Origin of the sequence: Trueperella pyogenes, assembly GCF_001070855.1 — a bacterium.
GTDB classification, from domain to species: domain Bacteria; phylum Actinomycetota; class Actinomycetes; order Actinomycetales; family Actinomycetaceae; genus Pauljensenia; species Pauljensenia pyogenes_A.
The window spans coordinates 92,870-113,031 of record NZ_JVLH01000003.1; the positions used below are offsets into that span (position 1 = coordinate 92,870).

Annotated in this window: 17 protein-coding genes, 3 tRNA genes and 2 pseudogenes; 4 read left to right on the forward strand and 18 right to left on the reverse strand. The window is 57.3% G+C overall.

All coding sequences use genetic code 11. From position 1 onward, the window contains the following. Positions 1–110: 110 nt before the first annotated feature. The 3 genes and pseudogenes from ADG72_RS00495 to ADG72_RS08885 all read left to right on the forward strand — a co-directional run. On the forward strand, positions 111–920 hold the full coding sequence (locus ADG72_RS00495; protein WP_048711371.1) for an alpha/beta hydrolase: 810 nt from the start codon (positions 111–113) through the stop codon (positions 918–920). Next, positions 920–2,011 (forward strand): adenosine deaminase, encoded by a 1,092-nt coding sequence (locus ADG72_RS00500; protein ID WP_048711505.1) that lies wholly within the window; start codon positions 920–922, stop codon positions 2,009–2,011. Before ADG72_RS00495 ends, ADG72_RS00500 begins: the two co-directional genes overlap by 1 nt. Before the next feature lie 45 nt (positions 2,012–2,056). Beyond that, positions 2,057–2,524 (forward strand): annotated as a pseudogene (locus tag ADG72_RS08885) (helix-turn-helix domain-containing protein); the annotation flags it as partial. A 448-nt stretch (positions 2,525–2,972) separates the two neighbouring features. Here the strand turns inward: ADG72_RS08885 and ADG72_RS08475 are convergent. The 16 genes and pseudogenes from ADG72_RS08475 to ADG72_RS00590 all read right to left on the reverse strand — a co-directional run. Beyond that, positions 2,973–3,116 (reverse strand): annotated as a pseudogene (locus tag ADG72_RS08475) (UDP-N-acetylenolpyruvoylglucosamine reductase); the annotation flags it as partial. A 112-nt stretch (positions 3,117–3,228) separates the two neighbouring features. Continuing rightward, entirely contained in the window at positions 3,229–4,455 is a 1,227-nt protein-coding gene (locus ADG72_RS00520) for a hypothetical protein (RefSeq protein WP_157857674.1), read from the reverse strand. 3 nt (positions 4,456–4,458) lie between these two features. Continuing rightward, positions 4,459–5,550 (reverse strand): UDP-N-acetylmuramate dehydrogenase, encoded by a 1,092-nt coding sequence (locus ADG72_RS00525; protein ID WP_048711375.1) that lies wholly within the window; start codon positions 5,548–5,550, stop codon positions 4,459–4,461. A 9-nt stretch (positions 5,551–5,559) separates the two neighbouring features. Beyond that, entirely contained in the window at positions 5,560–6,810 is a 1,251-nt protein-coding gene (locus ADG72_RS00530) for an MFS transporter (protein ID WP_048711376.1), read from the reverse strand. Positions 6,811–6,915: 105 nt separating this feature from the next. Then, complete coding sequence (locus ADG72_RS00535) at positions 6,916–7,590, reverse strand: N-acetylmannosamine-6-phosphate 2-epimerase (RefSeq protein ID WP_019126964.1); 675 nt, start codon at positions 7,588–7,590, stop codon at positions 6,916–6,918. Between the two features lie 8 nt (positions 7,591–7,598). Continuing rightward, positions 7,599–8,519, reverse strand: a complete 921-nt coding sequence (locus tag ADG72_RS00540; protein WP_048711379.1) for an ROK family protein — start codon at positions 8,517–8,519, stop codon at positions 7,599–7,601. Between the two features lie 105 nt (positions 8,520–8,624). Beyond that, positions 8,625–9,542: a dihydrodipicolinate synthase family protein gene (locus tag ADG72_RS00545; protein WP_048711381.1), complete on the reverse strand. Its 918-nt coding sequence runs from the start codon at positions 9,540–9,542 to the stop codon at positions 8,625–8,627. Then, positions 9,542–10,360, reverse strand: a complete 819-nt coding sequence (locus tag ADG72_RS00550; protein ID WP_048711383.1) for an ABC transporter ATP-binding protein — start codon at positions 10,358–10,360, stop codon at positions 9,542–9,544. Before ADG72_RS00550 ends, ADG72_RS00545 begins: the two co-directional genes overlap by 1 nt. Then, the gene (locus ADG72_RS00555) at positions 10,360–12,414 is read right to left on the reverse strand and encodes a dipeptide/oligopeptide/nickel ABC transporter permease/ATP-binding protein (protein WP_048711384.1); all 2,055 of its coding nucleotides are present in this window, start codon (positions 12,412–12,414) and stop codon (positions 10,360–10,362) included. Before ADG72_RS00555 ends, ADG72_RS00550 begins: the two co-directional genes overlap by 1 nt. Positions 12,415–12,417: 3 nt before the next feature. Beyond that, positions 12,418–13,374: an ABC transporter permease gene (locus ADG72_RS00560; protein WP_048711386.1), complete on the reverse strand. Its 957-nt coding sequence runs from the start codon at positions 13,372–13,374 to the stop codon at positions 12,418–12,420. Positions 13,375–13,490: 116 nt separating this feature from the next. Then, positions 13,491–15,065, reverse strand: coding sequence for an ABC transporter substrate-binding protein (locus ADG72_RS00565; protein WP_048711387.1), 1,575 nt, complete (start codon positions 15,063–15,065; stop codon positions 13,491–13,493). Positions 15,066–15,215: 150 nt separating this feature from the next. Continuing rightward, on the reverse strand, positions 15,216–16,265 hold the full coding sequence (locus ADG72_RS00570) for a sialidase family protein (RefSeq protein ID WP_048711389.1): 1,050 nt from the start codon (positions 16,263–16,265) through the stop codon (positions 15,216–15,218). Positions 16,266–16,347: 82 nt separating this feature from the next. Next, complete coding sequence (rpmG, locus tag ADG72_RS00575; protein WP_019126956.1) at positions 16,348–16,518, reverse strand: 50S ribosomal protein L33; 171 nt, start codon at positions 16,516–16,518, stop codon at positions 16,348–16,350. Between the two features lie 50 nt (positions 16,519–16,568). Beyond that, positions 16,569–16,645 (reverse strand) — tRNA-Met (locus ADG72_RS00580). Positions 16,646–16,674: 29 nt separating this feature from the next. Further along, a tRNA-Thr gene (locus tag ADG72_RS00585) sits at positions 16,675–16,747 on the reverse strand. Positions 16,748–16,832: 85 nt separating this feature from the next. Beyond that, a tRNA-Tyr gene (locus ADG72_RS00590) sits at positions 16,833–16,914 on the reverse strand. A 103-nt stretch (positions 16,915–17,017) separates the two neighbouring features. Between ADG72_RS00590 and ADG72_RS00595 the strand changes: the two genes are divergently transcribed. Further along, the gene (locus ADG72_RS00595; RefSeq protein WP_026066683.1) at positions 17,018–17,521 is read left to right on the forward strand and encodes a YajQ family cyclic di-GMP-binding protein; all 504 of its coding nucleotides are present in this window, start codon (positions 17,018–17,020) and stop codon (positions 17,519–17,521) included. A 136-nt stretch (positions 17,522–17,657) separates the two neighbouring features. On the opposite strand, the gene htpX is transcribed toward ADG72_RS00595, so the two are convergent. Continuing rightward, entirely contained in the window at positions 17,658–18,539 is an 882-nt protein-coding gene (htpX, locus tag ADG72_RS00600; protein ID WP_048711390.1) for a zinc metalloprotease HtpX, read from the reverse strand. Positions 18,540–18,560: 21 nt separating this feature from the next. Then, positions 18,561–20,063, reverse strand: a complete 1,503-nt coding sequence (locus ADG72_RS00605; protein WP_048711392.1) for an FAD-dependent oxidoreductase — start codon at positions 20,061–20,063, stop codon at positions 18,561–18,563. Between the last annotated feature and the right edge of the window lie 99 nt (positions 20,064–20,162).

Here is a 20,162-nt window from a genome sequence, read left to right on the forward strand (position 1 = left end):
CACCCGGGCGGTAGCGATGCAGTGCTACCGCCCGGGTTTTTCTTACTCCGCGTCAATAAATACCCCAATAACGCTATCCAAAATGGAGCTTGAGCTGTCACAATTGACATATGGACCTTTCGACGCGGCGAACACACCTCGACCAACCCAATGGACACGTCCTTGTCGCCCACGGTTATGGCGAGCATTCGGGACGTTTTGAAGGGCTGGTCAATGCGCTTCTCCAGGCTGGCTACGATGTGTCAACCTACGACCACTACGGTCATGGCACTTCTCCAGGTCCGCGCGCCCAGGTCGACGTCGGTCTACTGATCAAGGACCACATCGCTGCTCGCCAAGAGGCTCTTCACAATTCACGCTGCGATGAATTGATCCTCTTTGGGCATTCAATGGGTGGTTTGATTAGCGCTGCTTCTGCGCTGATCTACCGCAAGGATCTGCGCTGCATGGTCCTCACCGGACCCGCTTTCATTCCACTCCCCCAGCTTCCTATGCCCGTGGTTGGCGGACTTGGGAAACTGGCTCGCTATTTGCCGGGAGTACAGGTTCCGGCAGCACAGTCCACGCCCGAGCATTCCTTGCTTTCGCGCGATCCCAGCGTCCAAGAAGCTTTCGATGCCGATCCTCTCAACTACCACGGCGCTCCCCCGCTTCTGACGGCCTCGACCATGGTGATTCATGGCAAGAAGGCGCTTGATCATGCGGATCGCCTGACCTGCCCCACGCTGATTTTCCACGGCAGCGCTGATGAGCTCACTTCGCCGGAGGGCTCTGCAGAGTTTGTTGAGCGTGTACGTGATTCGCATCCCGACGCAGATATCCACCTGCGCGTCATCGATGGGGCTTGCCACGAAGTCTTGAATGAGCCTGAGAAGGATATGGTCCTTCGCGATCTGATCCTGTGGCTCGAGAGGCACTGATGGCGTCGACGTCTATTCCCCGTCAGCCTTCTCTTACCGTTCCAGCGCCGACTCCCCCTGGGCGACGACCGCTGTCCACGCTCCCCAAAGCGCATCTTCACCTGCACTTCACAGGCGCGATGCGTCCACAAACGCTGGTGGATATGGCGCAGGAAAAAGGTACTCGCCTTCCTCCGCACCTATTGGACTTGGACCCCTTAACCGTGCCCGCGGACGCCCGTGGCTGGTTCCGTTTCCAGCGCTCCTACGATGCCGCGCGAGCTTTGGTACGCACCGAGGCTGCGATGCGGCGGATCGTTGCCGAGGCCGCGGAAGATGATGCGGCCGAGGGCTCGCGTCGCCTCGAAATGCAGGTCGACCCCACGTCTTATGCGCCTTGGGTTGGCGGGATTACTCCCGCTTTGGAGATCATCATTGACGAGGCGATCGCTGCGGGGAAGCGCACGGGCGTCGAAGTTGCATTGATCGTTGCGGCCTCGCGAATTCGCCATCCCCTTGATGCGCGCACGCTTGCTCGTCTGGCAGTTCAGTATGCCGGTGATGGGCCCGGACAGGTTGTGGGCTTTGGTCTGTCCAATGATGAGCGCGTTGGAGATACCTCGGCTTTTGCGCCCGCCTTCCGTATTGCCCGCGAGGGCGGTTTGGCCTCGGTTCCTCACGGCGGTGAGCTTTTGGGCCCGGAGTCTGTGATGAATGTTGTTTCAGCCCTGCACCCGACGCGTTTGGGTCACGGCGTGCGCACCAGTGAAGATCCCGATTTGCTGCAGCGTTTGATTGACGCGGATATTTCTTTCGAGGTGTGTCCGACCTCGAATATTCACTTGGGGGTCTTCCCAGATTTTGCGTCGGTTCCGCTCATGCGCTTTATCGAGGCCGGCGCGCGCGTTGCTCTTTCGGCTGACGACCCCTTGCTATTCCATTCGCGCGTGGTTGCCCAGTACGAGGCCGCGCGCGATGTTTTCGGGCTCTCTGACGCACAGCTGGCAGATTTGGCCCGTCAGTCCATCGATGCTTCTTTGGCTAGTGAGGCCTCGAAACGCGTGTGGAAAGCGGAAATCGATCAGTGGCTTGCAGCCCCACCCGCGGTCTAAGCATCTCTCTTCACCAATAGTGCACGCGTGCACTATCATGCACTTATGACGCGTTTTAATCGGGAGGACGCACCATCGCTTGTGCGCGAAGCACGCACTGATGCTTCGCTTACACAGGCTGAACTAGCGGGGATGACCGGAATGAGCCAGTCGACCCTCGCACAAATCGAGGCTGGGAAACGTGCTGTATCCGCCGAGCTTCTAGAGAAAATTCTTCGCGCTGCCGACTATCGTCCTTCCCTGCCACTAGCCCGCTACGCACCCTCCATCAGCCGCTACGCCATGGAACAGGGGCTAGACTCCCTCCGCGTCTTTGGTTCCATCGCTCAGGGAACGGACGGCTTTGAATCAGATATTGATCTGATCGGTACTCCCACCCGCGAGCTGTCACTGTTTGAGCTGGCAGATATCGCCTCGTTTACAAGCGAACTCACGGGATTTCCTACCGAAGTTCACGCGGATACACAAGTACCCGAGGCCCTGCGGAACATCATTGACGAAGCGGTACCACTGAGCGCCCCTGCGTCTTTCACGCCTCGGCCACGCGCGTCGAAAAGGCATACACCCAGCTTCGACGTCGATAACTTCTTACACGAACTTGATGTCATCACCCGACGCGTCGAACGGGTTGCTGCTGTCTCTGCCGAGGCCTTCAACGCCGATTGCCCTGAATACGACTCGGCGTGCATGGTGATCATCCGACTGGCCGGTTTCCTGGAGCGTGAGGAATACGCGCCATACATGAAGACCCTCACCTTGGTCGAGAAGCGCGCGCTGCGGACGACTCGGAACATCGCGGCGCGTTCGGGGTACCAAAGCATGGATGACAAACTTCTGTGGACGGCCGTTACCCGCAATGTTCCCGATATGATCGAACGCCTGCGCACCGCGGTTCAGGCAGATAGATAACAGCCTCGCAGGCAAATTAATAGCCGGTTCACAAGGTTGACGAAGATCCGCGTTACCACTCAATGCCGATGGCAACAGGCTCAGGAACAAGAGTCACGCCATAGGTATCAAAGACACGCCCGCGCACTGCGCGCGCCAAGGCCTCGATGTCTGCACCGCTTGCACCACCGCGGTTTGTTAGCGCACGAATCTCCTTGATCATAAAGGTCTGTACTTCAGCTGGAAATTATCCATCCTAAAACAGCACTCCACGCGATCCATCAAAAACGCAACCACCTAACTCTTAGCAAAACTTGTTTTTAGGGTGACTATTGTTTTCGCAACACATACAAACGATATCCAAGAGGCACTAAAAACATTAACAGCACAATTACGCACAGCAGAGTATCGAACCAAACATCCCAGTGTTCTAGCACGCCACTAAGCACACGTTGATTCGCAGGTATCAAACTCTCACAATTACGCACAGCGATAACGTAACGCTCACAACCTCCATCAAGGCATTCATCCACAAGGAGCTTTGCGGTCTCATGATCTTCGCAGCTATCTACGCCTGCAACTGAGTACAAAGCAAGATACCAGTCAAGTAGACGTTGGGGGGTAACCTTCGCGATGTCAAGAATCACCCGAATAGACACACTAAAGAAAAATGTTGGGATCATAACTGCAAACAGGTAGTTCTTCGAATTTACAATGCGTAATATTCCCCCCACACACCCCAGGACTAACCCAACAAAGGCTCCAATACCGGCGGCATTCAGTAAGAGGCTATTCGAAAATGGGATTGTAGAATCCCCCCCTCCCCCACCTCCGAAAATAAGCGTCCATACCGGTGAGATCAGAATATAAAGTGTTGCAATAGCGGCACTATAACCCGAACAATCCACTAGACAGCGAAACGAGCCAAATAAGTTAAGTGAAACGCTAATAATACCAAAAAATTTTAGCGCGGCGAACGCTGCAGCTGTAATTAAATAAGCAAAAGCAACTAGCGCAGAAGAAAACAGAAAGAAATTCCGCAGGATCCAAACCCAAAGGTTAAGGTTTTTATTTTGGTTCAAAAAAAGAAATAATAGGAATTGTTTAAAAGCGACAATTAAGCCGAATGCAACGACGAAAAACAGCACCCGAGAGATTTTAAATTTGGAAGTGATTATCATGTCGTTCAAAGAGCCAGGAGGGAAAAATACCGAGATTCCACTTTTGACTTTAATTCTTGTCCTTTGAACTAGGTCCGCTCGACCATAAGATAGCGAATATATTGCTCTCCGGACACTAATATCAATCCAATTCCGACCAAATGCTACACAGAAGGAAAGCAGGAACACACCCCAAAAAAGATACCGTTGCCAATATGGGTTAGCCTGTTTCAGCAGAGCACCCCCGATAAAGATCGAGATTAAAGCTGACCATGAAACAACGATTGCTAATCCCCCATACTTTCGGGGGGATTTCGATAATTTCCAGTAAGTAATGCCAACGGCCACTGCAATAACAAAGCCGATAATAGAAGGCAAGGCGACGAACATTACCAAGCACTACTCCCACTCAATGCCGATGGCAACAGGCTCAGGAACAAGAGTTACGCCATAGGCATCAAAGACACGCCCGCGCACAGTGCGCGCCAAGGCCTCGATGTCTGCACCACTTGCACCCCCGCGGTTTGTCAGCGCCAGCACGTGCTTGGTCGACAAGGATGCGCGAGGCGGGTCGCCGGCCTCGGGAAGATGGAAACCCTTGGAGCAGCCCGCGTGGTCGATGAGCCAAGCGGCGCTGGTTTTCACGAGCCCCTCCCCCGCCGGGAAACGAGGCGCCTCTTCTGGGAGCACGGCAGCCACGGCCTCGGGGAGGATGGGGTTGGTAAAGAAAGATCCGGCGCTCCACGTATCGTGGTCCTCCGGGTTTAGAACCATGCCCTTCCCCGCGCGCAGCTCAAGCACGGTCGAACGGACCAGGGAAGCCTCGGCACGCTCCCCTACTTCCACTCCGAGGCGCCGCGCGAGTTCGGAGTACATGACGGGCGCACTCAGGGATGAGCGCTCGAGGCGGAAGTCAACGCTCAACACGACCCAACGCCCCGTCGGCCCCCACACGCGACCGGGAAGACCGGGCTGGCCAATGCTGTGCTTGATCGCGGAGGAACGGTAGGCAAAACCTAGCTCAGAGGGAAGGAACCGGACGATGCGCTGCTCGAGGCGGTCGTAGGCCTCGACGCTGTGAATTGTTTCAGCAACCTCGTGTCCGTAGGCGCCCACGTTCTGTACCGGGGATGCCCCCGCGCTTCCGGGGATCCCCGACAAGGCCTCGATACCGGAGAGGTGTTCGTCGACGCTCCACGCAACAAAGTCATCCCAGACCGTGCCGGCCCACACGCGGACGATCACCGAGCCATCCGCATCCTCTTCAACGATCCGTGCAATCTCTGCGCCCGGGCGCACAGCGACGACAGTTCCATCAAAAGGATCATCCGAGGCAAGCAAGTTTGATCCGCCGCCTAGGACTAGAAGCTGGCGCTGTTCCTCATCGGCCGCGCGAACGGCAGCAACCAATTCCTCACTGGAAGTCGCGCGTACAAGGCGAGAAACCTCTCCGCCCACGCGAAAGGTCGTCAATTCAGCAAGAGTCGTCATGACTCAAGATTAATCGTCAAGAGGTGCGACGGCTCGCACGCGCCCCCGCTGGTCCGGAACCTGACCGGCTAAGACGATTGCCAGAAGCACCGGAAGGATAACGAAGGCAAGCGCGCGGTGGTAGCCGACATGATCTGCGATCAAGCCCAAAACCGGAGGTCCAATGAGGGCCGAACCGTAATTCACCGTCGAGAGCACCGAGACGCGAGCCGGGGTCATCACGGGATCAACGCTCAGGGCGGAAATACCCAGCGGGAAGACCAAAGAAGCCCCAATACCCCACAGGGCGACGCCAATGATTGCCAAAATATGATGCGGAGCAAAAGCAACAAGCAGCAGACCGACAACCGCGCAGCCCATGGTAAATCGGAGCAGATGCGGCGCTCCGAAACGCCTCTCCAAACGCGGGGATCCGAAACGCATGATCGTCATCATCAGCAAGAAGAAAGCGAAGATCGCCGACGCGGAAGAAGTCGCAAAACCATAGCCATCGACCATCGACAGGTTCAACCAGTCGTTAGAGGCACCTTCCATCAGGCCGCCACTCATCACCATGAGGGCAATCAGAACCGTGCGACGCTCGCGCCACGCCAAGCGGGTCAATCCCTTCTTCGCATTAGTTCCCGAGGCCTCGTCCCCTTCGCCCGCAGGGCTTTCCTTAGCGGGTTCAAGAGTGGCAACCTCGTCTTGGCTGAGGTAGAAGCCAACGGAAACACCGCAGACAATAAGCTCAAGAACAGCAAGACCATAAAGGTGCGCTCCGACCGGAATCCCGACCCGCGAGGCAAGTGCTCCAAGTAATGCGCCACCGAGCATGCCGACGGCGTACATCGCTTGAATCACCGGAACAACGAGGCGCCGCACAGCAGCCTGCACGAGGCCAGCCTCGATGTTCATGCTTGATCCCCACAGGCCCGTCCCAGCGGACATGAAAACGAGGGAACCGGTGAAAAGCACGAGAGAATTCGCAAGCGTTCCTGTCGCTGCACCGGCAATGCCCAATGCCCAAATGAATACGCCGATTCGCCCAGCCCAGCGTGCACCGATCTTCATGACGATTGGGCCGGAGGTAGGCAAGGTCAGCAAAGAACCAAGCGAGGCAATCAAGAGCATCATACCGATTGTGCCCGGGGTCAATCCCAGATGATCGCGTACATCTGGCAGACGTGAGAGCCACGCTGAGGTTGCGAAACCAAGGCCTGCATAGACCACAAAGGTCGCACGAAGAGCACTGTGAGCACGCGATGAGGGAATAGACATGATTCGAAATTTTACTCGCCGATAGACCCGTGGTTAAAGGCCGCAAAAAGAGGTGTCCGTGTGAAATAGCTCCACACGGACACCGATTGATATTCGGAAGAAAAGTCAGTTTTCGACGGCGGCCTTAAACCAACCAGTTACCGACGTCGGGTGAGTAATTGCGGTACCCACGATCACTGCGAACGCGCCGAGCTTCATGGCAGCTGCGGCATGCTCCGGAGTGTGAATACGCCCTTCACAGATTACGGGAACATTCGGGAATGCCTGAACCGTCTGCTCGAGAAGCTCTAAGTCAGGACCATCGGTCTTCGGGCGATCTCCGGTGTAGCCAGCAAGAGTCGTTGAAACAATATCGACACCGGCATCAACGGCGCGCTGTGCATCTTCAAAAGATCCGCAGTCGGCCATAACCAGAGTCTCTTCTTCGCGAAGAGCTGCAACGGTTTCGGCAAAACTACGACCATCAAGACGCGGGCGACCAGTCGCATCCAGAGCGACAATATCGGCCCCAGCCATCACGCATGCGCGAGCGTGTCGAAGCGAAGGAGTGATGTAGACACCTTCGTGGCCTTCCTTCCACAAACCAATGACGGGTACATCCACGCGCCCCTTGATTGCGGAAATATCAGACAGACCTTGGCAGCGAATTGCCGCGGCTCCACCGATTTCGGCAGCGCGCGCGATCTGCGCCATGGTTTCGGGGTGCCGCATGGGCTCTCCCGGGTAAGCCTGAACGGAAACAATGAGTTTCCCCTTCAGGCCAGCAATAAGCGGATGCATGGTTTCTCCTATGCGTTGAGGAAGAATGAAACGGCTCCGAGCAGCGGCGCGTCGCCGCCCAGGGAACCAATGAGGATCGGTGTATCAGCAACGGGAGTCATCGCGCTGGCTGCAAAACCTTCACACAGACCATCCCACCAGATATCTCCGGAACGAGTCATCGAGCCAGAAATGATAACCGCTGCGGGGTCCACGCAGTTGACCAGCGAGGCCGTGGCCTCGCCCAGTGCGTACGCAGAGCGCGAGAAGCAGGCACTAGCCAGCGGGTCACCCGCATCTGCAAGTTCTTGCAGTGCACGACCGCCATCGACTTCGGGAGCATCTTGAGGACGCAGCGAGTTGTACCAAGCCGTAATTCCTGATCCGGAGCAGAATGCCTCGATATGACCAAGCCGACCGCAGGAGCACACCATATCGGGGGCGAAATGGTGATGGATGTGACCGACGTGCCCAGCGATCCCTCGAGAGCCAAAAGTGACATGACCGTCTTCGACCAGAGCACCACCGATTCCCGTACCTACTGCGATCGAGAGGACTGAAGAATAGGGGCGTCCGGCTCCCAAGGTTGCCTCGCCCAGACCGTGTGCGTGGACATCGTTAAGGACGTGCACAGGAAGTCCCGTGCTTTCCTCAACAAGCTTCCCCAGAGGGGTTCCTCCCCACCCGGGCATGATGTCGGTTGCCGACACAATCTTTCCTTCAGCGGGATCGACGACCCCAGCAGAAGCAATTGCGACACCCGAGGCTTCGGGGTGAGCCTCTTTGAGAGACGAGGCCAGCGAGCAGATTCGCTCTGCGACGTCGGCACCCCCACGGGAAGCCTCAGTAGGAATTGAGCCGCGCTCAACAACCGTATAGTTTTGTCCAACTTCGACAATGCCCCAACCGACTTTGGTTCCACCGATATCAAGGGCGAGGAGCGTAGTCATGAAAGTTCTCCACTAAAAAAGGGATGAAAATGCTAATCAGCGAGGCCAAGGCGGGCGCACGCTCGCGCGTACGCGAGAGGAGGACCACCTCGGCCTCGCTGATGATCAGGAGAGCAAGCCAGCTTCGCGCAGGACGGAAGCAACGTGCTCGACGTTGTCACCTTCGAGGGCAGCAACAGGACGCGGCATCTCGTTGGAATCAAAGACACCCAGTAGCTGCAGTGCGGTCTTGAAGGCACCAACGCCACCGCCGAAGCCCTGAACGCCCTTCACCAGAACGATGCGCATGAGGTCCGCAAGGCGGTCCTGCTCGGCGCGCACAGCTTCCCAGTCACCGCGCTCGAAAGCCTGCCACTGACGGACATAGCCATCGGGGTCAACATTGGCCAGGCCGGGGACCGAGCCGTCTGCGCCCGACATGTAGGCACCATCGACAACCACTTCGTGGCCGGTCAGCAGCTGAAGCGGGTGGCCAGCGGCCTCGTTCGCACGGGACAGCCAGCGGAAGCCCACATCGTCACCGGAGGAATCCTTAACGCCGTCAAGAACGCCTTCCTTACCCAAGCGAAGAACAAGATCGTTCTGAAGCTTCGTGTGGACGCAGACGGGAATGTCGTAGGCCCACAGCTCAAGATTGGTGTTCTCCTTGAGGATGCGGAAGTGCTTCTCGATCTCTGCCTGGCCGCCCAGTGCATAGAAGGGAGCGGTTGCAACGACGCCCAGAGCTCCACCGATTTCTTCAACTGCCTTGATGTTCTCAATGACACGCTCAGTTTCGGTATCGATCACACCGACCAGCAGCGGAACGCGACCGTCGACAATGCGAACAACCTCGCGCTGGATCTGCTGACGACGCTCGGAGGTCGAGAATGCAACCTCACCGGTCGAGCCGGAGACGAAGAGGCCGTTCAGCCCCGCACCGATCATGCGGTTGATGTGGCGCTCCAGCGAGGCAACGTCCAGCTCGCCGTTCTTCAGCGGGATAGCCAACGGCGGGACAACGCCGCGAATCTGTGAACTCATTAGTTCTCTCCTCCGAGTGTTGGATGCAGCAGCGAGGGTGCAGCCCCCAGGAGCTTGCGGGTGTAGGGATCCTTCGGGGATGCCAGCAATTCAGCTGCCGGTCCCTCTTCAACGACCTTTCCGCCATTCATCACAGCGATCCGGTCAGAAACGTAGCGAACAGTTTGAATATCGTGTGAGATAAAGACCATCGCCAAGCCCAGTTCACTCTTGAGGTCCGTGAGCAGGTTGAGGATCTGTGCGCGAACCGAGACGTCCAGAGCACTGGTCGGTTCGTCAGCGATGATCGCATCGGGGCCGATGGACAGGGCTCGGGCGATTGCCACACGTTGACGCTGACCACCGGAGAGCTGGCCCGGAAGCGCGTCCAAGGCGCTCGAGGGCAAGCCCACGAAGGAGATCAGTTCGCGAACGCGCTTGGCTCGCGAGGCCTCGTCACCAATACCGTGTACGCGCAGCGGATCAGCAAGCTGATCAGCAACGTGCATGCGCGGGTTGAGAGCGGTTGCGGGGTCTTGGAAGACCACGGAAACAACACGTCCGATACGCTTGCGCGCATCAGCGCCACGCTTGGTAACTTCCTCACCGTTGAAGAACACCTTGCCCTTCGTCGCCATCTGCAGGCCGCACATGACGTTCGCGGTCGTGGACTTGCCACAGCCCGATTCGCCGACGATACCGAGCGTCTGTCCGCGCTCAATGCGCATGTTAACGCCTCGAACCGCGTGCACCTTGTGGGGGCGGAACAGCGATCCTGTACGGGAGTTGAAGGTCACCTCAACGTCTTTGAGCTCGATGATCGGAGTTTCAGTACTCATCAGTTTTCCTCCTGACCTTCTTCAATGACGACGGATTCGCTTACGACAAGGACCTCTTCGCGAGGCGGCAGCGCCGCATACACGTGCTCGGGGCCCACCTCGGTGAGGACCGGACGGATGTCGAGGCCGTAGTCGGGGTGCGAGGAACGCGGGGCGAAACGGTCGCCGATCGGGAAGTCCCGAGGCGAAGGCACGGTCCCGGGGACCTGGTGCAGACGTCCCGAGCCGGACTCGATGGAGAGGACTGCGCCCAGCAAGCCGCGGGTGTACTCGTGGGTCGGGTGGGTGAGCAGTTCCTGAGTGGGAGCTTGCTCGATGACCTGACCGGCGTACATGACGGTGATGTTGTGGGCAACCTCTGCGACAAGAGCCAGGTCGTGGGAGACGAAGATCATTGCGAATCCCAGCTTCTCACGCAGCTCGTTGAGCAGGGAAATGACCTGCTTCTGAACGGTGACGTCCAGTGCGGTGGTCGGTTCATCGGCAATGATGAGCTTCGGGTCACGAGTCAGTGCCATTGCGATCAGAACTCGCTGACGCTGGCCACCGGAAAGCTCGTGCGGGTAGGACTCGAGGGTGCGCTTGGGATCCAAGCCCACCAGCTCAAGGAGTTCCTCTGCGCTGCGGGTTCCGCCGCGCTTGGTCAGCTGCTTCATCTGTGCCTTGATGAGCATGGCGGGGTTGAGCGAGGAGAGAGCATCCTGGTAGATCATTGCCATCTCGTGGCCCAGAAGCGCACGACGCTCTTCATGCTTCATCTCCAGCAAGTTCTTACCTTCGTAGAGGATCTCACCGGTGATCTCTGCCTTCGGGTCAATGAGGCCCATAATGGTCAGTGCCGTAATGGACTTACCACATCCGGACTCACCGACGAGGCCCATGGTCTCGCCGCGGCGCACCTTGAAGGACACGTGATCGACGACATTGACATCGCCGTGACGCTCGAACTTGATGCACAGGTCCTTGACCTCGAGCAGAGGTGCTTCGTGCGAAGTAGAGACAAAACGATCGTGACGCTTGCCTTCGACAACCTCCAGATCGTCTAGGCGTTGCTGCAAGGACTCGGCCTGCTCGGCGTAGGCGCGGCGAGGATCGAGAAGGATGCGGTCGGCTTCGCGGTCAGAGTTCTTATCGACCTGGGCAACAGCTGCCGTGGAGGGAGCCGCGACCATAGCATCGGTGATGCCTTCGGAGAGGATGTTCAGGCACAAGACGGTGATCATGATGAACAGGCCGGGGAAGAAGGCGGTCCACCAGTCGCCCAGCAGGATCGAGAGGTTGGTCGAAGCCTCGGACAAGATATTGCCCCAAGTGGGAACCATGGTTGGAGGAAGGCCTGAACCGATGAAGGTTAGCGAGGCCTCGAGGATGATCGCATCTGCGACCAAGACCGTGGCGAAGACCAAAACCGGAGCAGCAGTGTTACGCATGACGTGCTTGATCAGGATCCACGGTGCACGGGCACCGGAGACGATCACTGCACGCACGTAGTCTTCACCGTATGCGGCCATCACGTTTGCGCGAACAATACGTGCCAGCTGCGGGATGTAGACGAAGGCGATCGAGAAGACAATCACCATCACCAGCCCGAACTTATTACCCGATTGGGAAAGCGTACGACCAAAGACCAGAACCGTAACAGCCGCCATTGCGATACCGGGGACAGCCATGATGATGTCTAGGATGCGCATGATGGTCTCGGAGATGGCCTTGCGCGTCACGGCTGCGATCGATCCGATGATTGCGCCGAAGAAGAGCGCGATCACGGTTGAGCACAGGCCGATGAGCAGCGAGTAGCGACCACCGAAGAGGACGCGAGAAAGAATGTCTCGACCCGCGTGGTCAGTACCGAAGGGGTGAGCCGAAGACGGCCCCTGCGACGCCGTATCGATGAATTCGGGCGAATAGGGTGCCACGAAGGGCGCGAGGATTGATACAAGAACGATCAGTGCCAAAACACCGATTGCGATCTTGGATCCCAAAGACATCGCGCCGATACGCGAAAAACGCACACCCTTTCGGGTAACTTTTTCGAGTTTTGCTTTCTGGTTCATGACTCACACCGACCTGATACGCGGATTGATGAGCAGGTAGAGCATGTCAACAAGGATGTTGACGATGATGAAGGCGATTGCGACAACCAATGCGCCGCCCTGCACCAGGGTGACAGAGTTGTCTTGGATGCCCTTCAGGAGCACGATCTTGCCCATACCATCAATGGCGAAGATGATTTCAATAACGACCGCACCGCCCATGAGGTAGCCAATGCGAAGACCAAGGACGGTCACGGGGGTGATCAGCGCATTACGCAGAACGTTACGCGCGACAACAACGGTCTTTGGAATACCCGCACCGATTGCAGTTCGGACGTAGTCACGGTCCAATTCTTCAACCATCGAGGTACGAACGACACGTGTCATCTGACCGATGACGGGAACCGCCAATGCGATAGCCGGAAGAATCATCCGGAGGAACCAACCCGATGGGTCATCGCTGAAAGCAGGAACTTCACCCGACACGGGGATGGAAGTACCGACGAATTGCAGGACCAGCAACGCTGCCAGCCAGAAGGAGGGGGTGCCAATCGCGACGACCGAGATCACGCGGATCAGCTGATCGGGCCAACGATCACGGTAGAGCGCGGCGATGACGCCGAGGGGGAAGGAAATGAGAACGGCAATGATCAGACCGAGGAATGTCAGCTGCAAGGTGAGAGGAAGTGCCTTGGCAATCTCATCGCTGACGCGATAGTGGGTACCGACACCGAATGTTCCAAGGTCACCGTGGAGCATCCCCAACAGATAGAGGCGGAATTGATCGAAGAAGGGCTCGTTGAGGTGGTGCTGAATGCGGTATTCCTCAAGAGCTTCAGGGGCTGCGGTCTCACCGAGCGCCGAGTAGGCGGGATCAATGGGAGACAGCCACATAATTGAGAAGACCAGGAAGGATACGCCGACCACCATGATCGGCAACCACACTAGTCGTCGCGCGAGAAGACGCAGAAGGTTATTCACTGCTAGACCTCCATGTCAAGCGGAATTGGGCAAAGAAAGGGAGGGGTGGGGTCCCACTGTGGCTAGAGCCTCAGGGCGAGCATCCCACCCCTCCTTTCTGTGAAGCCTCGAAGGGCTTACTTTGCGCTTACTCCAAGCAGCTGCACGCTGGTGGCGGAAATTGGCTTGAAGCCATCGACCTTCTTGGGGTTAGATGCGGTAATCATGTTGCGGAAGGCAAGCGGGTAGATCACGCTCTGCTCGGCGAGCAGATCCTGAGCTTCTCCCCACTTTTCCTTAGCCGCAGAACCTTCAAGCTGAACAGCCTCATCCATGATGGTCTGCAGCTTCTTGAAGGACTCGGGATCCGAGACCTGCCAGCCGTCACGCTTCTTGGTCCAGACGTTGTCGCCGTTCCACCAAGAAATGATGATGCCGGGATCAACACCGAAGACCGAGGGATCGCCGGGGGCGATGACGATGTCGTAGTCGGGCTTGTCAACATCGGTGACGGTCGAGTACAGAGCCGAGGAAGCCATCTGCTGGTGGTTAACCTTCAGGCCCAGTGCTTCAAGATCAGACTTGATCTGAGGAACTAGGGAGAGGACCCACGGGTGGTCCGTGGTGACCAGGTTAATTTCCTTACCGGAGACTCCGGCTGCGTCAAGTGCCTTCTTTGCTGCATCCTTGTCGTAGGACAGGTCGGTTGCAGGCTTCTTGTAGGCCGGGTTTGCTTCGGGCAGGAAGGACTTGGCTTCCACAGCCTGACCACGGAGAGCGGAAGAAACGAGCTTCTGCTTATCGATGGCCTTGAGGAATGCGCGACGCACCTCGGGCTTATCGAAGGGAGCCTTCTGAGTGTTGAACATCATGAAGGGGTTGCCGTAACCGGGCTTGGAATCAACGCTCCAGCTCGCAGCCTTGAGCTTATCCGCTGCATCTGCAGGAACTGCTTCCATGATGTCGATGCTGTTGCCCAGCGCAGCTGCGAGGCGTGCCGAATCGTCCTTGAGGACGCTCCACTTGAGGGTGGCTGCCTTTGCGGGGATCTTGCCGTTGTAGTGTTCGTTGGGAACAGCGGTGACCTCAGTGGCCGAGATGTTATCGAACTTGTAGGGACCAGAGCCGATCGGCTTGGACTTCAGTTCGTCTGCGCTCATGCTTGAAGGAACCACGCGAACGTTAACGAAACGTTCCTTCAGTGCAGCGAAGGGGTGCTTCAGGTTGATGGTGACGGTCTTGTCATCCTTCGCTTCGACAGAATCGACGAAGGTGAAGAACTGACGGTAGATCGACTTTTCATCGGTGGCGCGCGCGTAGGAGCTCACGACGTCTGCAGCCTTGACATCCGTGCCGTCGGAGAACTTTGCTCCGTCACGCAGGGTGACTTCGTACTTGGTGTCGGAAACCTTGACGGGATCTCCGGCAGCAAGTGCGGGGGTGACTGAGTAGTCGGACATATCGAAGCGGTACAGGCCTTCAAGGACCTGCCAGTCCGCACCGATACCCAGAGCCGAGGTGGTGATCGGGCCGTAGTCAGTGGTCTCGTAGGCGGAACCAACGGTGATGGTGCCCTTGGGTGCGCCTGAGTCTGAACTACTGCTGCTGCTGGTTGATGTTGAAGTGGACGATCCGCCGCCGCATGCGGTCAGGACCATGGTTGCCGCTGCTGCCATTGCAGCACCGGTTGCGAAGTGCTTGCGCATACGCATATTCTCGCTCCTCATCTTCGAGAAATGGGATGTGCGGGCCGTTTATCACGTCCGCTGAAGCAAGCATATGTTGTCTGACAAATTCCCGCAAGCTATTCAGATAACAATTTCATACACCCCTTGAGATCTGCCCCACAGAGCACAGAAACTCTAAGACACGATCTCAGTCAGAGAAAGCACCACGTCCCACAGTCCACGTTCCCGCTCAAAAACAACAACAACCTCGTCACCGCGAACGCAGACGTCGCTATACCCAAACTCTCCCCCACCCAAGGAAACGACGGCCTCGGCGCGCACGTTTCCTTCCCAAGGAGGACTCAAGCGCACAACGGTGCCTGCGCTACGCGAACTGAGTGAATGCGGGTGAATAAAGAAGTCGGCAAGCTGTTTCGCGTTACATCCCGGGTCCTCGCACTTCCACAAGTGCCCACCTTGCCAGGTACGCCCATCACCCCAAGCAAGGTAACGAGATCCCGAGCCTCGGCCTTCAAATCCTTGCAAACGACAATTGGCAACAAGCCGTCCATCCCAAAGCGCCAGCGTCGTCTCATCAAGAAGAACACCCCTCGGACCAACCAGGGGATCAGAAAGCCACTGAATCTCACCGCCACGTACGGCAAGCACCTGCACATGGGTGTGATTGCCCACTCGCACAACGTAGGGAAGAAGAACCGCCCCCTGCCACGTCACAGTCGAGCCCGAGGTTGCGAAGAGTGCATCCGCGCCGGTGCGAGAGTACAGTTCGTCCGCCAGATCACGCACCTGCAGATCCTCCGGACCACTCCCCCACGCAAGGATCGCTTGAAGGTGCTCAGCATCGGCACGCGAATCCATATACCCCACTTGCCCCTGCGTTGAGGCGCAAGCCAGGTGAAGAAGACCGTCACCATCGATCCCCACACACGCGTCAGAGGTAATCGCAGGAAGGGTAAGAGGAAGATCGCGCGGAGCACTCCACCTTGACGCATTGTCACCTTCGGCTGGGAACGTGCGCTCCACCCAACGAATTCGATTCGGGTTGGGAAGGTCCGAGGCCATCGTTAGCCCATTAAAGTCCGATCCTTTTCCCGAGGCCGGGGCTGGCCGCTCGTCATAAAAGAGAAGCAAGCGTCCGCTGGGAAGCGTCACGAGGGCAGGAATGCGGGCCTCGCCCCTATCCAGTGGGGCAACAATCTGACGACAATCCACGCGGGCACTCATGGGGGCCACACTAGCGGAAAATGGAAACAGACAACAAAAATCCCCGAGGAGCTTGCGTTCCTCGGGGTTTAGCGCGACGCCGTCAGCGGGTCTCGCGGTGAAGCGTAGACTTGCGGCAACGCGGGCAGTACTTCTGCAGTTCAAGACGATCCGGCGTGTTACGACGGTTCTTCTTGGTGATGTAGTTGCGCTCCTTGCACTCCGAGCATGCCAGAGTGATCTTGGGGCGAACGTCCTGAGACTTGCTTGCCACGGTGATTCCCCTTTTGCTGTTGCTTATGTCGGCGTGCGACTCTGTTGGTCTGGTAGCGGGGGCGGGGCTCGAACCCGCGACCTCACGATTATGAGTCGTGCGCTCTGACCAGCTGAGCTACCCCGCCGCAGCGGCTGCGGTCGAAACCGCGACCTGAGCCCCGAAAGGGAATCGAACCCTTGACCTTCTCCTTACCATGGAGACGCTCTGCCGACTGAGCTATCGGGGCAACGCCGAGAAGCCTAACTCATAACCGAACTGCGAAGCAATTCCTGTCAGTGAGAATGACATCACAACGAGTCTCTACGAGACTGTGGCAGGTGAGGGATTCGAACCCCCGAAGCACGAAGCGTCTGATTTACAGTCAGATCCATTTGGCCGCTCTGGAAACCTGCCATACGCCGAAAAAATCGGTGCTGTGGAAGAATAGCAGAACGAATGGGTTGCGCGCCAATCAGAGCGACCCAAGTGCGCCATAGAGCACAAAGAGAGGATGGTCATGGCTGATTCATCATTTGACATTGTTTCCAAATTAGACCGCCAAGAAGTCGATAATGCGGTCAATCAAGCCGCAAAAGAAGTATCGACTCGCTATGACTTCCGCGGCGTGGACGCATCGATCCGCCTGAGCGGAGACGCAATCGAGATGGAGGCCAATACCCCCGAACGCGTCATGGCCATCGTCGATGTTCTGCAGACCAAGCTCATTCGCCGAGGAGTATCCCTAAAAGCGCTTGATCTCAAAGATCGCGAGCCGAAGGCATCGGGCAAGATCTACCGTCTGGTTGCACCCCTGCGTGAAGGGATTGAACAGGACGTTGCGAAGAAAATCACAAAACTGATCCGCGATGAAGGACCCAAGGGAGTCAAGGCGCAAATCCAGGGGGATGAAATTCGCGTCTCCTCAAAGTCTCGTGACGATCTGCAGGCAGTCATCGCACTGCTCAAGGGCCCCTCGGGAGAAAAACTCGAGGTCGCACTTCAGTTCGTGAACTACCGCTGACTCAGATTGACTGACAGCAACACTGTGGGGGCATCTAGCGCTGCTAGGTGCCCCCACAGGCTATTCACGACTTGAGAAGGATCGCGTTTCACCTCAAGGCTCTAAGGGCTCTCTGCCCTTAAAAGCCAGTGACTTCCTAGTAGCCCGCAATGTGTTCGAGGCGCGCAATACGCTGATCCATCGGAGGGTGAGTCGAGAAAAGGTTCCGCAAGCCCTGTCCCCTGAAGGGATTCGCAATCATCATCGCGGAGACATTCTGCGTCTGCGGCGTCACCGGAAGAGGATCCTGCGCATTTCCCGACTCGAGCTTTTTCAGTGCCGAAGCCAAGGCCAGCGGATCTTCAGTCAGATAGGCACCATCCTCGTCCGCATCGTATTCGCGAGTCCTCGAAAGAGAGAACTGGATCAGCGTGGCCGCAAAAGGAGCGAGGAGCGCCAGCAGGATTCCACCAATTGCCGAAAGAAGTCCGCCCTCGCGATTATCACGACTTCCACCACCAAAGAACATGATGAATTGGGCAACCGAAGTCACGATACTCGCCATTGCTGCTGCGACGGAGGAGGTCAGGATATCGCGGTTGTAGACGTGCATGAGCTCGTGACCAAGGACTCCGCGAAGCTCACGCTCATTGAGCAGGTGCAAAATACCCTCGGTGCAGCACACCGCCGCGTGCGATGGGTTACGACCGGTTGCAAAAGCATTCGGCGTCATTGTGGGAGCCACCCACAGCGTCGGCATTGGCTGACCTGCTTTTTGTGACAGCTCGCGAACAATCCGATACATCGCAGGTTGCTGCGCTTCAGTCACCTGATAGGCATTCATTGAACGCAATGCCATACTCGCAGAGTTCCAATAGGACCAAACGATTTGGATGAGTCCGATCCCGGCGAAGATGAAAATCCACATGGACTGTCTGGTTCCAAGGGCAATGGCATAGCCAATTGCCAGGAGCAGAGCCCACATTCCACCCAAAAGCACGGTGGTCTTCAGACCATTGTGATAGTGACGTGTATGCATAACGCCTCCTTAGCAACCGTCTCAGGCACGGGTCGGCCCCGAGTAGTCCTCAAAACGCTCTGGGGCTGAAGGAACACCCATCTCCCCCATTTCGCCGATCAGGTCCTCGTGAACCTCATCCTTGCCCTGGGAGATATCGGTCATCGCGCGACGCGACACGACCTTCACGCGCTCGCGTGTTCCGCGGCCACCGGGAACCTCACCGAATTGCTCGCCCAGCGCGGCCTCGTAGGCATCAAGAAGCTCCCAACCCTCCCAGGTTGTGAACTCAACGCCACGCTCACGCAGCAGCGCAACCATGGCCTCGTGACCAACGTCGGAAGAAGTCGCATGCAGGCGACCGGCCTCAGCGTCCTCAACCAAGTGGGAAATCGTCTGCTGAGCATCGGACTTCGTCGAGCCAATAAGGCCAACGGGACCGCGCTTAATCCAACCAGTCGCATAGATACCCGGAATCACCGGAGCATCTTCATTCTTCGTCGTATCAGAATCGATCACGCGACCCTCGACATTGGGAACAACGCCGGCACGCTTATCGAAGGGCAGCCCGGGGACCGGCGAGGAGTAGTAGCCGATTGCGCGGTAGACGGCCTGTACGGGCCAGGTGGTCATGACACCGGTTCCACGCACGGAGCCATCGCCCGTCAGCTCGGTGCGCTCGGTGCGGATCGCGCTGACATTACCGTTTTCGTCGGCAAGGATCTCAACCGGAGATTGGAAAAGGTGGATATGGATGCGACGCGAAGCCGTGTGAGACTCGGGATCCTCCATCGCGTAGTTCGTCAGAGTTTTGACAACCTGGCGCTGCTGGTTCGAAGCGCGCAGGGCTTCTTCGGAACCTTCATCGAAGTCAAAGTCGTCCTCGGAAACAATGATGTCAACATCGGGAACATGCCCCAACTCGCGCAGTTCCAGCGGCGTGAACTTCACCTGGGCAGGTCCACGACGACCAAAGACATGAACGTCAGTAATGGGATTTTCAGCAAGACCCTTTGCAACGTTTTCCGGGATCTCGGTCACGAGCATGTCTTCGGCGTGCTTCGCCAAGACACGGGAAACATCCAAAGCAACATTTCCCACGCCCAATACGGCCACGGATTTCGCTTCAAGAGGCCACGTACGGGGGTAATCCGGATGTCCGTCGTACCAGGAGACGAAGTCGGCGGCACCGTAGGACTGGGGCAGATCAACACCGGGGATATTCAGCGGGGCGTCGCGGTCAGCGCCGGTTGCGATGATGATCGCATCGTAGTGCGCGTGCAAGTCATCAATCGTGACGTCGCGGCCAATCTCAACATTGCCCAAAAGACGAATATCACCGCGCTGCAGGATCTTGTACAAGGCGACAATGATCTGCTTGATTCGCGGGTGATCGGGAGCAACACCGTAGCGGACCAGGCCATAGGGGGCGGGAAGGCGTTCAAACAGGTCGATATTCACGTCCAAACCGGATTTGGACAAAATATCCGATGCATAGATGCCAGCAGGTCCAGCGCCGATAACGGCCACGTTGTAGGTGCTCACTCGTATCCTCTTCTCTGGCCACCAAGGAAGGCGACCCTAATCCTGTCCCAATCCTACAATTAGACGACCTGCAGGGCAGCTGAGAAGGTCGAGGCACAC

Bases quoted from the DNA above. Each gene is read 5' to 3' on its own strand.
- ADG72_RS00540 (WP_048711379.1), bottom strand. From the start codon at position 8,519: ATGACTACGCTCCTCGCCCTTGATATCGGTGGAACCAAAGTCGGTTGG.
- ADG72_RS00570 (WP_048711389.1), bottom strand. From the start codon at position 16,265: ATGAGTGCCCGCGTGGATTGTCGTCAGATTGTTGCCCCACTGGATAGG.
- ADG72_RS00550 (WP_048711383.1), bottom strand. From the start codon at position 10,360: ATGAGTACTGAAACTCCGATCATCGAGCTCAAAGACGTTGAGGTGACC.
- ADG72_RS00555 (WP_048711384.1), bottom strand. From the start codon at position 12,414: ATGAACCAGAAAGCAAAACTCGAAAAAGTTACCCGAAAGGGTGTGCGT.
- ADG72_RS00500 (WP_048711505.1), top strand. From the start codon at position 920: ATGGCGTCGACGTCTATTCCCCGTCAGCCTTCTCTTACCGTTCCAGCG.
- ADG72_RS00535 (WP_019126964.1), bottom strand. From the start codon at position 7,590: ATGCATCCGCTTATTGCTGGCCTGAAGGGGAAACTCATTGTTTCCGTT.
- ADG72_RS00545 (WP_048711381.1), bottom strand. From the start codon at position 9,542: ATGAGTTCACAGATTCGCGGCGTTGTCCCGCCGTTGGCTATCCCGCTG.
- ADG72_RS00495 (WP_048711371.1), top strand. From the start codon at position 111: ATGGACCTTTCGACGCGGCGAACACACCTCGACCAACCCAATGGACAC.
- ADG72_RS00525 (WP_048711375.1), bottom strand. From the start codon at position 5,550: ATGACGACTCTTGCTGAATTGACGACCTTTCGCGTGGGCGGAGAGGTT.
- ADG72_RS00565 (WP_048711387.1), bottom strand. From the start codon at position 15,065: ATGCGTATGCGCAAGCACTTCGCAACCGGTGCTGCAATGGCAGCAGCG.
- ADG72_RS00595 (WP_026066683.1), top strand. From the start codon at position 17,018: ATGGCTGATTCATCATTTGACATTGTTTCCAAATTAGACCGCCAAGAA.
- ADG72_RS00530 (WP_048711376.1), bottom strand. From the start codon at position 6,810: ATGTCTATTCCCTCATCGCGTGCTCACAGTGCTCTTCGTGCGACCTTT.
- htpX (WP_048711390.1), bottom strand. From the start codon at position 18,539: ATGCATACACGTCACTATCACAATGGTCTGAAGACCACCGTGCTTTTG.